Origin of the sequence: Haloferax larsenii (genome assembly GCF_024730625.1) — an archaeon.
GTDB lineage: Archaea > Halobacteriota > Halobacteria > Halobacteriales > Haloferacaceae > Haloferax > Haloferax larsenii.
The window spans coordinates 282,855-296,659 of record NZ_CP078064.1 but is presented as its reverse complement, the minus strand read 5'-3'; the positions used below and the strand labels follow the sequence as shown (position 1 = coordinate 296,659).

Here is a 13,805-nt window from a genome sequence, read left to right as displayed (position 1 = left end):
TGGAGTCAGTCTTCAGGGAAGAATTGGACAGATTCAAGACGGATACCCCGAGGCTTGACCTCGGGGAGGAAGCTGACACTACCCTCCTCAAACCACGCTCGATAGCAAGCCCGACTCCCACCCCAAGATGTAGGTTTAAGTATCTCTCTCCATGCTAATGAAGTATAGAGGTTGTTCGGAACATCCAAGTCAAACTCGACGTTTCCCACGAGGACGCTGAAGTCCTCGATGAGACGTTCGAGCAGTTCCGACAAGCGGCCCAACACGTCGCAGACCACGGATGGGACGACAACCCCTACAACATCACGGACACCAAGAACACACTCCACAAAGAGACGTATTCCGACGTTCGTGACGAACTCTCCCTACAATCCAGTCTCGTCCAATCCGCGAGAAACCTCGCGGCCACCGCACTCGGCAACTGCAAAGACCGTAAGTTCAACGGTGAACGCGCAAGCAAGCCCGAGTTCCGAGGAAGTGTTGTCGTGTACAACGGTCGAACCATCACATACAACGACGACCACGTATCTCTCGCCACAACCGACAAGCGCGTGACCGCTGAATACGTCACGCCCGTCAACGAGAAAGGAACGCCGTTCGAGGACTACTGGACTGACGAATGGGGGAAAGCCGAAGCAACGCTCCACAAACGTGACGGAACGTACTACCTCCACGTCGCCGTGAAGAAAGACGTAGAACCTTCTTGCGATGAAGAATCCGAGAACGGAGTGGTTCTCGGTGTCGACCTCAACGTGGACGGATACCTCGCCGTTACCAGTACGGGAGCATTCCTCGGCAACGCCGACTACCTCAACCACCGACGAGACGAATACGAGCGTCGGCGTGGAAAACTACAACAGACAGGCACTCGGTCGGCACACCTCACGATCAAGAGCATCGGGTCACGATTCGCTCGATGGAGCGCTGACTATCTGCATCGAATCTCCAAAGCAATCGTTCGAGAAGCCGTTGAAAACGGTTGTACGGCGATTGCGTTCGAGAACCTGAAGCATATTCGCAAGCGTATCTCGAACGCCTCGAAGTTCCAGCAGTGGGCGTTCAGAGAACTGCAACGTCACGCCGAATACAAAGCCGAAGAACACGGTATCGACGTGGACGATGTGAAACCGCAGTACACGAGTCAGCGGTGCAGCCACTCGGAATGCGGGTTCACGCACGAGGACAATCGTGATGGAGATGAGTTTGAGTGTCTGAAGTGCGGGAAGCAGTTGCATAGCGATTATAACGCCGCTCGGAACATCGGGGGGCGTCTTGTTCAGCACTGGCTCAAGTCTGGTGCTGGACGAGCCACGAGTCAACTGGCTTTGAAGTCAGGGACGTTGAACGCGAACGGTCGATTCCGACCTACTGCACTACGCAGTTAGAGCGGGAGTCCACTGACAAGCCTCGGGGCTTGACCCCGAGGCAGTTGACGTCTGTGTGTCTCAGGTATATCCACGTATTGTGGGCTTCGAACCCAACTGTCGTTATCACAAAACGAGAATTCCGGCGGTTTGTTTATACCAAATTTTGTATAATTGAGAAGTATGGACCAAGATGAAGCTAGCCAACTTCCTCGGCCCAAATTTTTTGATGACCACAACGTCCCAGAATCAACAGACCCACCAGACAAAATGCTCGGCTTGTATAGGTTTGAGCTTGGTGATAGGAGACCGGGAAAAGACAGGGTATATCGACGCCATGGTATTTTGACCAGCGAAGGTTGGTCTGTTCCGGTTCGGAGTTTGTACGTAAACATGGTTGCTGCAGTGGGCGATGGACCTCTTGATTTCGATGCCATCGACGCAATCCAACACGAATACCCTACTGTTGTCATTGAAGAACCTCGAGTGTTCCGTGCTGAATTAGACTCTGGAGAAATCCTCCCCGAGGATGTTGGAAGACCAGCAACCTTCCGAGAAATCCGTGGGTACGAAGTACAGTACTATGTTCCAGATGGATTGTCAGTTGACCAAACAACCGAATATCTTCGTCCTGCCCTAGACTGGTTATCGAATGAGTTCAAGAAAAAACCGAGAAGTGAACTAGTTGATGCAGTCGTAGGAATGTACAGTCTCACGGACGAAAAGGCTTCTAACGTTATTGAGTCCTATATGGATTCTGTGTGAAAGCAACAGCTTACTCTTGTCCCATTGACCTGTTTGTTTGACCTCTCTTGACGAGAGTGCTTTCATCCACAATATATTCGAGTTGGTATGTTCTCAGAGATTCTGCTCAGAGGCGGAAGTTTATAACAGTAAACAAATAATCAGTACTAAGAACAGATGAAAGCCCAACGCGCTACCCTCAACGTGCTCTCCCCTGCGGTTCGAGTAGAGAGTGTAGACCTGTTCAATCGGACTCAACGAGGATAACAACATGATTCTCATACTGTTCACTATCGTGTACCTGTGGATGTGCTACACGTGGCTCCTCTACGACAAGGAATTTATGTACCCACCATACTGGAGAACTGCTGTTCAATTGACGCTCCTCACTGTGTTCGCCGCCTTAACGAACAGCCCTGCACTTCTACTGGGATTTGTCTTGATCAGCTCTCTCCTCCACCTGAACGTGAATGCCTGGGAATCTGTTCACTCCGGCGTTGTCGCTGGGGCGATCGGGGGAATGGTAGTCGTTATCCACGGCATGAGTAATGGCTACACTGCGGTTGAGTGGGTCACTGGTAGCGGAGAGATACTAACGTTCACAGTTGTTGGTGTTGTTATGGCCTTAGCAACAGTTCTTACCGAATGGAAAGGCCACCCGGTTCAGTGGGTACTCATCACCTCTGGACTCCGTGAACCGGAACCGTCAATCAAGCTAGATCGCCACCCCTACCGCAAAACTGGATCTCACAGAGGTAGAAAATCCAGCCAGAAGCAATCGAAGAGTTCTAGCTGGACATCGGGAAGTGGATCTAACCCGAGCTCAAGTAAACCGTCCGGCAGCGAAACGTCTTCCAAGCAAAAGTCTAGCAGTAACAAGTTAGAACACAGCATCGAGCTCTCTGAGAAGTCCAAGAAACGTCGATCTAAAAAATCTGCTGCGGATGAGAATGGAGACACCGACGTGATTCAGGGTGCAAACCTGGGCGATTCAGAAACAGATGAATCCCCAACAGATGGTGACGAGAATGACTCACCTCTCGACAACCCTAACATGGCCAGTGATGAGGAAGAAGACGACCAGAGTGTTGAAGAATTCATGTTCCCTTGGGAGGAATCGCCAGAGCTCCGATTTGCCGATATCGGTGGGTATCACGACACCAAGGAGGAACTCACAAGCCAAGTCATCAACCCGCTTCAATCTGACAACGAGAGCTACAGGCGGTTTGATGTCGAACCTGCTCGGGGTCTCCTGTTCCATGGTCCACCGGGGACTGGGAAGACGCTGTTTGCCCGTGCTCTTGCAAACGCGCTCGACCGACCGTTCGTCGAGCTTTCGCAGGCTGACCTGACGCACGAACACATCAACAAGAGTCCACAGCTGATCAAGCAGCTATTTGCTGAAGCCCAGCAGATCGGCGGGGTCGTCTTCATCGACGAAGCAGAACAGTTACTCGGCGACCGGTCGAGCGCGAGGAACGCGCACGCTGAAGATCAAAAAGTCACCAACATGTTCCTGTCGGCGCTCACCAAGGAAGAACAGGATTTCTTGATCTTGCTTACCACGAATCAGCGAGACGGGATGGACGAAGCAATCCTTCGCCCCGGTCGGGTTGACAGTGAATTTGAGATCGGCCTCCCTGATTTGGACGCTCGGAAGGAGATTATCGAACTGACCGTCCTCGAAGTCCCCCATAATCTCAATCAGAAACACATTGACCACCTCGCAGAGAAGACTAGCGGATGGTCCGGTGCTGAACTGACTGCACTCAGTAACCAAGCTAAACTCGTTGCAGCAGAGCGTACTGCGAGTCGCCTCAAGTGGGCAGATGTTAAGCAGGCCTACCGCGAGGTCGCTGCTAACAGAACTGAAGCCTGATGTCCTCGCCCCTAGAATTTCTTCTCGGTGACTGGGTATTATTCGGGATGGATAATCTGGGGAGTTCAGCAAAGACCTAGGGCCTCACTTCATCCTTAGGGTCAGATCGTCGTTGAGCGACGTTCTACGCGTCCACCGATTACGGCGACGGCGTCTTTCTCTTCCAATCGGCTCACAATCTCCTGTACGTCTGCTGCAGGCCAGTCGAGCTCCTGTTGTAGGTCAGCCACCGAGTTCGGTTCGTCAAGCGCGTGCAGCACTTCGAGCTCCTCGTAGACGCGCTCAGTGATCTCCGCCACGGGGTCGTGCAACGGTGTCGTCACGTTGTGTTGTTCCGTGAGATCGGTCAACGCTTCGTTGACGTACGTCACGAACAGCTCTTGCTCCAAGAGTTCGACCTGCATCTCGAGTTCTGCTTCGACGACGTCGAATTCGAGGCCGGTCTGCATCAGCGAGAACATATCCTCGATATCGTCCACCCGACCGGCAACCGCTTTGAACAGGAAGATGTCTTCTGGACTCACGAGCTCGACCACGAGATTCCCCGGGTCGAGATAGCGTTCGCTCCGCTCACGGATACCTGGAGACAGGATCAGCTTGCCGATCACCTGCTGGTTGAAAACGTCGATGCGACATCCGTCATCGTTCTCGAGGATGCGCTGGGCACCGAGTTCTTCGTACTCTTCGTCCGGCTCTCGGACGATATCGTATCCCAGTTCGAGGAGCACTGCCTGGAGCTGACTCAGATCGTCGCCGGAGGAGACGATGAGGTCGATATCTTTGGTCGTCTCCTTGAGTCCGCGAAAGGCCATCGACCCACCGCCAATCAAGAAGACAGTAAGTGGGTTGTCCAGCTGCTGGCCGATGCGCTCGAGTTCTGAGCGAATGTATGCGCTATCAAATCGCGCCCTCATAGCGTCACCTCGTACTCCTCAGCCAGTTCCTGGAAGTCCTCCCACTCGGGGAGTCGCGACGTCCGCTGGGCACCGCTGGTGTCGAGATACGTGTAGAGGTCGTCGACGACGTCGTCGACGCCGTACTTAGTGGCTTGGGCTCGGAGTTCGTCGTGGTTGATGTCGACGTGACTGAGCAGGAGCAGGCAGTATGACTGCGTTCGTGGGCCGGAATCAATCACGAGCATATGGCAGCACAACATCTCCGGGGAGAGATCGCCTGTCGTCTCCGAATAGAGGTAGTACCGACGGTCACGTGCCAACAGCGGGAGGCCGTATCGCTGAAACTGGTCTGGACCTGTCGGGATGAAGTGTTCGTCGGTGATTTCAGTCGGCGTCTGCACAAGGAACTCGTCGAGAGATTCCCACAGAATCGTGTAGGTGTCGGCCTGTGCTTCGACAGTCTGGCGGTGGACGTGATGGGCAAGCTCACGAGCGACTGCATTCAGCTGTTCGAACCCGTCATTCAGTGCGTACGCCCCGTCGTCGGTTTGGTAGACGAGTCCGCGATGCTGAAGCGGGGCAACCGTACGGTGAACGGTACTTCGGTGGACATCGGCGCGACGTGCGAGCTCTGTCGCTGTCCGTGGAGTGTTGAGATAGTAGCACACACGGAGGGCTGCCCCTGACAACAGCTCCGACCAGTCGATGTGTGAATACTGCTGCGTGAGGTCCGTGAGTAATTCGAGGGCCTTTGCGTCCGACAGTCGAATCCGCTTTGTTTTCCCCTGTCGGCGTGTCTCGACAAGGCCTGCTGTTTCGAGCCGTTCGACGAGCTCTGAGGTGTAGCTGAGACTCCGATCGAGATTCGTTGCGAGCTCAGAGACCGTCTGCTCACCGTGGAGGGCAGTGAGGGCGCGAACTTCGCCTTCTGTGAGCATACTGTTGCATACTAGCGAACCAATATATAAATCGCTTCGGTATTTTGCAACACAGAGCGGACTCTGTCGAGGACGCGAGCAGACTGGATGAAAACGCTTGGCTGCTCTGTATCCCGTGACCACGCGAGACTACGTCTCGCTTGCACCCGTTCGCTCCGCTCGCGGGAACCCCGCTGCGCTCCTCGTGCCCGCGGCGCTTGCGGGGTCGGGATGACAGAGACAAAATATCCATTGCTGTTCGGTCCTGAGACAGACCATGGTCACGGTGGATTCACTCGGTCGAATTGTCCTGCCACAGTCGATCCGCGACCGACTTGGGCTGACACCTGGAACAGAAGTGACGATTTCCGAAGCAGACGGGAAGATGATTATCGAGCCCGAAGTTCCCCCACAACAGATTATCGACCGCATGGAGGCGCTGATCGAAGAACCGGAGACCGGGCGGAGCGGCCCAGTGCCACGTAGTGATGTGTCGCCAATTGCGAAGAAGCACAGAGACGCAATTCGACGCGGTGCAGCCCAACACACGGATGACGAATCCGCGGAGTGAGCGGTGACATGCGACGCGATTCGGAGATAGTAGCGAACCATTCTACTACCTGTTGCATTCAGGCTCGCTGAGCATTATTTCCGGATAGACAGTTACAGGGCTACGACTGTAATTGTAAGGACGAAAAACAGATTCATTCGTCCCACCTCTCGTGTCTGAGCCTCCGTAACTGATCAACCTCGGGGCGGGCCTGCAGGACAGCCACGGCGCCACGTTTGACCCGTCAAGACACATATTGGATGCGAGATAGAGGGCGTACCAACTAAGGCCCAGACTGGCATTTCCATGAGTCTCGTAAACCAACCCGAACCACCAGTTCTGGTGACGTTCGACAGACTGGTGATCTTCGGGCCAGCCAGAGCCATGCCGTGACTCTGGCGACGACTAACTGGCATTCCCACCGTGTGGGAAGCCCCGGCGTTTACGCCGGGGAGGGGTCACCGTTTCCAAATGCTGTCTGATGCCGGAGGTTGATATCTGGACAATCGCTTATCTGGATCGTATCTCTACCTAATGGAGTCTTTGGAAAAACGACGATTACGAGCTAGTTCACTCCTCTTGTGAGCGGTTTTTTGCACTCTCCGTTCAGGTTAGCGGAGAATCTAGACGCGCTGCTGGTTCACGTTTTCGTAGGCGATGCAGGCTCAGACTGTCTCAATGTCGTGAATCGTCGCGATACCAGCATTGATGGGTCGAATGTTTTGGCGGTTCAAGACGCTGTTCCGGTGTGAGACGATCTGGTTCGATGGATGAATTCAACGAGTCGCTCACTTTTGTCCGCCTCCGCTCTCTCAAGGCGACAGCAAACAGCGGCTAGGCCCCTCTTGGTCGGAGAAATTCCTTGTCAGAACTCCAGGTCAGTTTGGACGGTAGTTCGCGTCAGTGTCGACGCTGTCGTACATGCGGTCGAGCATGTCGAGCGCTGACTGGAAGGTTGCGTAGTGTTCGTTTGCGAACGCCACAGTTTCTTCGAGTGGGATGGCGGGCCGTCCGTCGACCATCTCGGCATCGATTTGTGACTGTGGCTTCAGAACGATTTGGTTGGTGCTGTCGAGATCTTCTGTGGGTTGGCGCTCTTCCGAAGCCGGGATTCCGAACCGATCGAAGAACTCCGTCCAAGCGTCGAGTTCGGATTCGTGGACGGCGATGAACAGCGGATAGTCATCTGGGTTGCGAGCAACTTGGTAGCCACCGAGGGTCCAGACGTAGACCGCATCGATGGCAGTGAATGCATACTCCATACCCGCGAACTCCGGGAGGACGTACGCCTCCGAAATCGACGGCGGTGAGATGTCTACTGCCGCCGTCAGGAACTCGAGACCGGCGTCTCGGACTGTCTGGTCGACGAGCCGGAGACCATCGTCGTGCACGACGTATCCCGCCTCTTCGAGGCGATTCACGACGCGTCGGATCGTCTCCCGGTTTTCATCGATTTTCCGTGCGACGCCCGAGATGGAATCACCTGGGTCAAGCGCGAGAATGACCTTGAGTTCCTTCTCACCGCACACTTCGTACATCCTATGATTACACAATTCTGTGCAACAGACAAAAGAATCACTCTTCGTGTAGGTCTGCTGGCTGGATTTGGCGAGCGTCTTCCAGCGCTTTCGCTTTCTCCTGGCTTTGATCTGGTCTTCATCTCGTGTCCTAGTTCCGTACTTGAGCTTCACGGTCAGCGAGACCCCAACATCAGTGCACTCGACGTACTCTGTTCGCTCCATTTGAACTCACAAACGGTGAGTAGTAATTATCCAAACTAGACAAATGAACTCGGTGAGCCCAGAGTTTAGTCCGGGGATGTCACAAAACCGGTTTTCAGAGGAATCGATTCTGCATGGGTGTGTTATTTCTCACTCGCAGAAGGGGGGTACACTTGCAGATACCCCCCTCACTCGCAATGGGGGTGTTTTTATACTGTAGCCACTGCCTCACTCGCAGAAGAGGGTACACTCGCAGACACCCCCCTCACTCGCAATGGGGGCCCTTCTTCGGTATCGGCAGCATTGACCGATAGTCAGTGATTCAGATTTGCCAACGGACTTTTGATGCCCATATTCGGCAGGATTCAGCATACCTGATAAAGGGGCGATAATTGCGCTGGACCGTCTGTCTGTGACTTCAACTGGGTCATCAGCACTCGTGAGTATCTCACGAGCGAAAGATGTTGGTCTTATTGACAGTGATGAGCTGACTGCCGCCGTCCAAGTTGTAGACAGGGGCGACGAAATTGTCGTTATAGCTCGTCTGCGAGATGAAACGCAACCCCGATTTCCATCCCATCGCGTCCCATCCCGAGCTCCCCTCCTGTGTCTCGCTCCTGACCCCCGTCGCCGCAACCGCTGATGTCGCTCATGTCTGGTCGTCGTTGATACTGTCGTGCCGTCCCCGCAGATCACCTCTTGTCCTTCATACCTGTAAGAAGTCTGGTAGTAATTCCTTTCGATGCTCTCCACTTGATCCCTGCCTCCCCTCGGCTCCGCCTGAACCCCCCACTACGTGACTACCCCTGTGTAGGCTCTTCCCTTGGGCCTATTTGTGTAAACTGTCGAGCCTAATCAGGAGCGATTCTCGACCATGTTAGAGGATCCCTAAAGACCTATCGCACCGTAATAGCCTAATCAGGGAGAATCGTGCGGTGGTTTGTCCTGATTACAGATCCCCCGAACCGCGTCCCCGTGTTGTGATTAGGAAATTGGGCCGGTGGGATCAAGAGTAATCACAGAGAATGCGAATCACCACGCCGCATGGTAATTACCGGTGTGATTGTCGCTGAGAACGTGGCTGATTACGAACCCCTCAAATCACAACCCCGTACCGTGATTAGGTGAGTAATTACTAGTGGTGTCAAACCAACCGCCGTCCAGTAATTAGCTACCGGTCGAAGTCCAGTTGTAGTGGCAACCTCTGCTGGAGCAGTTTGATTACAACATCCCTGAACTCGGGGGACGTACTGTAATTAGCGATGTGATCACCGACTGGCCGTATCTCGATGCCGTAGTGTAATTACGGAGAATTCAGCGCCAATTTCGGGGAGTGATTATGAACCCCATCAATCGCACCACTGTGGCGTGATTATCGAGTTGATTAGAAAAATATCGAACCATACCTCCGTACTGTAATTAGAAGTGGCAGGTCTGCTGCAAATATACGAAATGTGATAGTTGGTGTGGTTGAGGTAACCGCATTGGTTGCTCCGAGTGGTCAAGTTTCGACTGTTCAAACACGGAGAGTGTCTAGCGGAGAGGTGAACGAGAGTTGAACGACTTGGACGTCCCTTTGGGTTTGACGTTGGGAACTTTGGTGTGCTTGGGGATGGACTTTGCACGTGAGGCGATTCAGGTCCTCAGCGACGAGATTGAACCGCTTGGATTAATCGGCTGAGTGCCGGAAATTTTCCTCCGAAAACAGTGAGGTCTATCGAGGTCCACTGGTATTATTGGATAGGAGAGAATACAAATTCACTTACTGCCCACAGCGCAGAAGGGCTCGAGACTGGGTGGATGGTACGAGCACTCGGAGGTCCACTCTACAGAGAAAGCGAGGCGAGTGCCTCGGGGCTTGACCCCGAGGGTGAAGCCGACACTCAAACGTGTTCTGTACGTTCGATATACTGTTCAATCGTCTCGCTGGATACCTGACCAGCCGTTCCGATGTAGTACGATTGTTCCCAGAACCCACCGCCCCACAGATACTCCTCCAAGTACGACTCGTGTTGTTCCCACATCTCCCGCGCCGTGATGCTCTTGACCGTCCGTGCAATCTCGCTCGGTGCGTGCTTCGGGTGGGCTGACAGGAACAGGTGTACGTGGTCGGGTGAGATGTGGAGTCGTTCGAGAGACTTCGTCTCTCGTGATCGCGAAAATCGGAGATTTTCGGACGACGACAGTATCTCGTAGCCGTACTCGTCGCATACGTCGCGGAAACTCGCTTCCAACGAGTTCTCGATTGGTTCGAGGATGGCGTGTCGGTACTTGGGACACCACACGAAGTGGTAGTTGACGTTGTACACCGTGTGGTTCGACCGCTTCTCGCCCATATCGTACCCACTCCACCAACACAGTCAGGTATATCCAAGGGATATACACAGATATGGCGAATCACTTTAAAATCGACGGCGAGGAAGTTCTCGACGGTGAAGTCAAACCGTTCGGGAACAGCGCCCACGTCACCGTCCCCAAACGCTGGCGTGGAGCCGACGTGAAAGTCGTCCGAACCACAGAACCCACCGAACAAGACGAAGAATGACCGACGCGCAGGCCCTCGTCAAGACGCTAGACTTCCAACTCGACATCCAGAGTGACAACGAGAGCCTGTTGTACGACGCCACACTCGAATCCCGCTCGGTGTACAACGAAACCATCCGCCTCGCCAAAGAAGGCGTGGACTGGGATGTGATTCCCGACCGAGTAGCCGACGACGCCAACCTCGTGAAGAACACGACACAGCGCGTTGTTGCGAAGGCACTCGGCGCGATGGAGAACTACTACGAGTACGACGACTTCAACCAGCCGAGTCACACCAAGGACGGTGCGTACCCGCTCCGAGCGAACTTCACGGAGGGGTACAACCTGTCGCTCACCGACGATGGCGACGTGGCGTTCCGAATCAGTGCAAAGCCGTACAAGCACGTCAAGGGCGTCCTCAAAGGGAGTGACGCCCACCTCAATATTCTCAAAACCGCACTCGAAAGCGACGAGTGGAAGATTGGGACGGCAGAAGCTCTTTTCCACAACGACAACCCTGAGTTGCACGTCAACGTCACCAACACCGAGCAAACTGTCCGTGACAAGCAGGACTCGCAGACGGTCGTCGGTGTGGACGTGAACGAGGACAACGTGGCTCTCACCGCGCTCTCCGAGGGTGGCGTTGAGGATACGTTGGTCATCGAATTCCCTGAAATCAAGTTCGAGCGCCACCGTTACTTCACGATGCGAAAGCGCGTGCAGAACGCGGGGAAGGACAGCATCCACGATACGTTGGAAGGGCGTGAGGAACGGTTCGTCCGTGACCGATTCCACAAGGTGAGCCGTCACATCGTGGAGTGGAGCCAGCAGTTCGAGAAACCGTGTATCGTCTTTGAAGACCTCAAAGAGATGCGCAACAGTATCGACTACGGTACGCGGATGAATCGACGCTTGCACCACCTCCCGTTCCGTGCCCTCCAGTTCTATACGTCGTACAAGGCGTCGTTCGAGGGCATCCCGACTGCGTGGATTGACCCCGCGTACACGAGCCAACGGTGTCCGATGTGCGGACACACAGAGCGAGCGAACCGCAACAAGAAGCGGTTCAAGTGCAAGTCTTGTGAGCATCAAGACCACAGCGACCGTGGTGCAAGCGTCAACATCGCCGTGAAAGGCATCAAGAAACTCGATTGGAATGTGCCTGCTCTCAACAGCCTTCCCGTTGTTCGGAAGGTGCGACGTTCACAAGAGCTGCGCTCTTGTGCAGCCCGCAAAGTCACTCTGTGACTTTGAGACGGCAGGCATCGGGGGCTGTGGACGCCCCGACCGTGACCCAACCGACCGTTCGAGGCTATCAGGCCGATGGTCGAGTGGGGGTATCCGACTAATCCACGGGAAGCCTCGGGGTCGTACGGAAATCTTTGATTTCCGTGATGACGAGACGCTTCGCGTCTCGAACCACTTGACCCCGAGGCAGTTCACTGTGGGCCGAGATACCGCTTACACCCTGCAATCATCTCGTTGGCAAATGATTCAGCCACTTGTCTCTGTGGGTTGACGACTGTATCATGTTTGATTGTAGCGACGACCCATGGGGAGCAATACGAGGTCTTGCTTGGGTCTTTACCACTAACCCAGCTATCTCCAAGTTCGAAGTTCCGCGGAATATTACTCGTCGTCAGAGCTACACACATATACTCTTCTTCAGGGTACGGAAGTGAGCTAGCGGCAAGAATTAACCAGATCCGTGGGTTTGACCCACGCCGGAATGGATCCGGTGCCCAGAATACGTCGCCTTTCTTGAATCGAGTGTATCAGTCACGCTGTTCTCGTGGGTCAACGGCGTGTTCTTGCCATTCGTCGTACTCGGATGGTTCTTCTTCGCGACTAGCTGCAGTTGCAGCAGCATGGTTGGCTGCAGCATCAAGGATCAAGACGTGGTCACTAACTCGCCAGTACTTACCTCGATGCTCGACACGACCTCGTTCTCTAAGCCTGACGAGAGTCGGGCCAACCGACCCAGATTTGACAGATGTCCGCTCGACAATCTCGCCTTGTGTGAAGGCTTGGTCAGCATTCTGCTCTAAGAATGAGAGAATTTTGTAGGCGTTTGTCCCTGGACTTGGACTATCGTTGCCATCGTCAATTGTCTCGAACCGATCAGCGCTGATGGGCATGGTGTATCAAATATTAAATTGTATTGAGTGTATTGGGTTATAGCACCAGCGCTTGTTCGGATAGCAGCGGGTGTGGTGAGAACTGTCAACTCTGTTTCGCTCCTTACAGAACTGGACTCCAAATCTTCTGACGATATCTGAGGGGGCTTTGCGAGGGTGACCAAGCGACGAGCAGGCCGACAAAGTTTTGAATACGTACATACACTGTATGTACATGAGCACGAAACGGGTTAACTTCCGACTGCCCGAAGAGTTAGTAGCACACGCGGACATCGCTGCCGAAGTCACTCACAAAAACCGAACGGAGATTCTCATCGAAGCACTCCGACAGTATCTCGAAGAGAAAGAGTCTGATGAGAGTTTCCGTGAGGCTGTTGTCGAACTGTATCTGAATAACCACATCGAGTTCGAGAAACTGGCCGAGATTATCGGGCGACAGGATGCCGAAGCCGTCCGCGCTTCGAAAGAGGTACTTGATCGTGGTGAAGAACTCGCAGACAAACTCGCAGACCTCTAAATGCTCGTTGTAGACACGAGCGCATTCATCTCTCTTTCAGTCGGCGAAGTTCTCGACGTCTTCGTCACCGAGTTTGACGTCGCAACCACAGAGGCAGTTCTTGAGGAACTTCAAAGAACTGCTGAGTACGATGACCACCATGGCAAAGCCGCCAATGCCGTCCTCGATACGGCCGACGAGTTCACCGTTGTTGCTGTCGCTGGTGGTGAGTTTGTGACGAGCCGAATCGACGATGGTGAAGCCAGCTGCGTAGCTGCAGTCCGTGAGGTGGATGCAGCGTTCTTGATTACCGACGACTACAGAGCTCTTCCTGAACTTCGAAAACTAGTGAGTGCAGAAGTTGCGCTATCTCCGATCGTTCTCCGGGCGCTGGTCAAGCGCGATGCCCTCAGCGAGGAGGAAGCAAGAGTCACCTTCGAGGCAATGGCAGAAGGACGTGATTGGCTCGGTGCGCCGATCTACCGGTACGCTCGACAGCTCCTCGAAGGTACCTAAAGTAAGGCACCTCTTCTCAAACTCTCCTTCTGACTCTACTGCTACAAGATGATTGGTACGG

General features: G+C 54.0%; 12 protein-coding genes and 3 pseudogenes. 8 read left to right on the top strand and 7 right to left on the bottom strand.

Annotated elements, in window-relative coordinates:
- Window positions 1-164 precede the first annotated feature (164 nt).
- The 3 genes from KU306_RS17285 to KU306_RS17275 all read left to right on the top strand — a co-directional run bounded on the left by KU306_RS17285 (window position 165) and on the right by KU306_RS17275 (window position 3,987).
- Window positions 165-1,385 (top strand): RNA-guided endonuclease InsQ/TnpB family protein, encoded by a 1,221-nt coding sequence (locus tag KU306_RS17285; protein ID WP_309138758.1) that lies wholly within the window; start codon window positions 165-167, stop codon window positions 1,383-1,385.
- Between the two features lie 162 nt (window positions 1,386-1,547).
- On the top strand, window positions 1,548-2,129 hold the full coding sequence (locus KU306_RS17280) for a hypothetical protein (RefSeq protein ID WP_258303539.1): 582 nt from the start codon (window positions 1,548-1,550) through the stop codon (window positions 2,127-2,129).
- 250 nt (window positions 2,130-2,379) lie between these two features.
- Complete coding sequence (locus tag KU306_RS17275; protein WP_258303538.1) at window positions 2,380-3,987, top strand: ATP-binding protein; 1,608 nt, start codon at window positions 2,380-2,382, stop codon at window positions 3,985-3,987.
- A 101-nt stretch (window positions 3,988-4,088) separates the two neighbouring features.
- On the opposite strand, the gene KU306_RS17270 is transcribed toward KU306_RS17275, so the two are convergent.
- Window positions 4,089-4,901: a DUF6036 family nucleotidyltransferase gene (locus tag KU306_RS17270; RefSeq protein WP_258303537.1), complete on the bottom strand. Its 813-nt coding sequence runs from the start codon at window positions 4,899-4,901 to the stop codon at window positions 4,089-4,091.
- Entirely contained in the window at window positions 4,898-5,821 is a 924-nt protein-coding gene (locus KU306_RS17265) for a winged helix-turn-helix domain-containing protein (protein ID WP_258303536.1), read from the bottom strand. The genes KU306_RS17270 and KU306_RS17265 overlap by 4 nt, the downstream gene beginning before the upstream one ends.
- Before the next feature lie 256 nt (window positions 5,822-6,077).
- On the opposite strand from KU306_RS17265, the gene KU306_RS17260 reads away from it, so the two are divergent.
- Window positions 6,078-6,371, top strand: coding sequence for an AbrB/MazE/SpoVT family DNA-binding domain-containing protein (locus tag KU306_RS17260; RefSeq protein WP_258303535.1), 294 nt, complete (start codon window positions 6,078-6,080; stop codon window positions 6,369-6,371).
- A gap of 857 nt (window positions 6,372-7,228) precedes the next feature.
- Here the strand turns inward: KU306_RS17260 and KU306_RS17255 are convergent.
- The 3 genes and pseudogenes from KU306_RS17255 to tnpA all read right to left on the bottom strand — a co-directional run bounded on the left by KU306_RS17255 (window position 7,229) and on the right by tnpA (window position 10,407).
- A complete protein-coding gene (locus tag KU306_RS17255) occupies window positions 7,229-7,888 on the bottom strand; it encodes a helix-turn-helix domain-containing protein (protein ID WP_258303534.1) in 660 nt (219 codons plus the stop codon).
- Between the two features lie 37 nt (window positions 7,889-7,925).
- Window positions 7,926-8,092, bottom strand: a pseudogene (locus KU306_RS19095) (DUF7389 domain-containing protein).
- A gap of 1,862 nt (window positions 8,093-9,954) precedes the next feature.
- The gene (gene tnpA / locus KU306_RS17250; protein ID WP_258303533.1) at window positions 9,955-10,407 is read right to left on the bottom strand and encodes an IS200/IS605 family transposase; all 453 of its coding nucleotides are present in this window, start codon (window positions 10,405-10,407) and stop codon (window positions 9,955-9,957) included.
- Window positions 10,408-10,460: 53 nt separating this feature from the next.
- Between tnpA and KU306_RS17245 the strand changes: the two genes are divergently transcribed.
- The gene (locus tag KU306_RS17245) at window positions 10,461-10,616 is read left to right on the top strand and encodes a DUF2080 family transposase-associated protein (protein ID WP_258303532.1); all 156 of its coding nucleotides are present in this window, start codon (window positions 10,461-10,463) and stop codon (window positions 10,614-10,616) included.
- Window positions 10,613-11,943 (top strand): annotated as a pseudogene (locus KU306_RS17240) (RNA-guided endonuclease TnpB family protein). Before KU306_RS17245 ends, KU306_RS17240 begins: the two are co-directional and overlap by 4 nt.
- A 90-nt stretch (window positions 11,944-12,033) precedes the next feature.
- Here the strand turns inward: KU306_RS17240 and KU306_RS19090 are convergent.
- Both KU306_RS19090 and KU306_RS17235 read right to left on the bottom strand, forming a co-directional pair.
- A pseudogene (locus KU306_RS19090) lies at window positions 12,034-12,464 on the bottom strand (hypothetical protein).
- Window positions 12,370-12,732, bottom strand: coding sequence for a MarR family transcriptional regulator (locus KU306_RS17235; RefSeq protein ID WP_258303531.1), 363 nt, complete (start codon window positions 12,730-12,732; stop codon window positions 12,370-12,372). Before KU306_RS17235 ends, KU306_RS19090 begins: the two are co-directional and overlap by 95 nt.
- A gap of 208 nt (window positions 12,733-12,940) precedes the next feature.
- On the opposite strand from KU306_RS17235, the gene KU306_RS17230 reads away from it, so the two are divergent.
- Together KU306_RS17230 and KU306_RS17225 are read left to right on the top strand one after the other, a co-directional pair.
- On the top strand, window positions 12,941-13,249 hold the full coding sequence (locus KU306_RS17230) for a ribbon-helix-helix protein, CopG family (protein ID WP_004062141.1): 309 nt from the start codon (window positions 12,941-12,943) through the stop codon (window positions 13,247-13,249).
- Complete coding sequence (locus KU306_RS17225; RefSeq protein ID WP_258303530.1) at window positions 13,250-13,744, top strand: PIN domain-containing protein; 495 nt, start codon at window positions 13,250-13,252, stop codon at window positions 13,742-13,744. It abuts the gene before it with no gap.
- Window positions 13,745-13,805: the final 61 nt, after the last annotated feature.